The organism is Halococcus morrhuae DSM 1307 (assembly GCF_000336695.1).
GTDB classification, from domain to species: Archaea; Halobacteriota; Halobacteria; order Halobacteriales; family Halococcaceae; genus Halococcus; species Halococcus morrhuae.
On the sequence record NZ_AOMC01000031.1, the window covers coordinates 1 to 1,113 of the forward strand.

The window sequence follows — 1,113 nt, forward strand, 5'->3', positions numbered from 1 at the left end:
ACCGTTCGAACTCGACGAGCATCTCGGTGACGGACCGGTCGTTCTCGCGTTCTTCCCCGGTGCGTTCACGCCCCCGTGCACGAACGAAATGGTCGCCCTGCAGGATCATCAAGACGAGTTCCAGGACGCCGGCGCGACACTCCTCGGCGTGAGCGCCGACTCGGCGTTCTCGCTCGGCGCGTTCCGTGAGGAGTACGACATCGCGTTCGATCTCGTGAGCGATATGAGCCGTGAGGCGATCGAAGCATACGATCTGGAGATCGATATCGAGGAACTGGGTCTCTACGGCATCGCGAACCGTGCGGTCTACGTGCTCGACGAGGACGGCACCGTGATCTACGACTGGGTCGCCGACGATCCGACGAACGAACCGGAGTACGACGCGATCCTCGATGCCGTCGAATCGTAATCCCACCGGAGTCTACAGGTAGTGCAGCGAGAGTGCCGCGGGGCTTGACCCCGCGGGTGAATCGCGTAAGCTCAACGGACGCCCGACGCATTTATGTGTGCGAAAATGCTAACTGAATCTGTAACGGATATGGAACAGCGACACCTTCGCGTCGACCTCACCGACGAAGACATCGAGCGAGCGACCGAGTACGCCGAGGAACACGGGCTTCGGATGCCGCGTGCCTACGGCGACCNGACCTCACCGACGAAGACATCGAGCGAGCGACCGAGTACGCCGAGGAACACGGGCTTCGGATGCCGCGTGCCTACGGCGACCTCATCCGCGAAGGCCTGGACTAGTCGATGGATCTCACGCTTCGTTTCCGTGCGTATCCCGACGATCCCACGGCGAGCGAGGCGTGGCGGCACATCGACATCCACCGCCAGATACGGAATCATGCGGTGCGTGACTACTATCACGCCGAGTGGAACGACCGACCGAGTGCCTACGACCAGCACTCGAAACTCACCGATTGGAAGCGCGAGTGGCCGACCTTCGCGGAAGTTTCGGCGCACGCCGCCCAACAGACCGTTTCACAGATCCACCGCGACCTGACCGTCCTTAAGGAACATCGGCAGAACGGGCGGAAGGTCGGACGGCTCATGTGGCAGGGTGCGGGTGACTTTCGTTCGGTTGCGTATCAGTCCGAGGGCTACGACGTG

General features: G+C 62.0%; 1 protein-coding gene and 1 pseudogene. Both read left to right on the top strand.

Going from position 1 to position 1,113, the window contains the following annotated elements; translation table 11 throughout:
• Positions 1-409, top strand: a 409-nt coding sequence (locus C448_RS01470) for a redoxin domain-containing protein (RefSeq protein WP_004051355.1), incomplete at its 5' end; no start/stop codon positions are given.
• Positions 410-753: 344 nt separating this feature from the next.
• Positions 754-1,113, top strand: a pseudogene (locus C448_RS01480) (RNA-guided endonuclease InsQ/TnpB family protein); the annotation flags it as partial.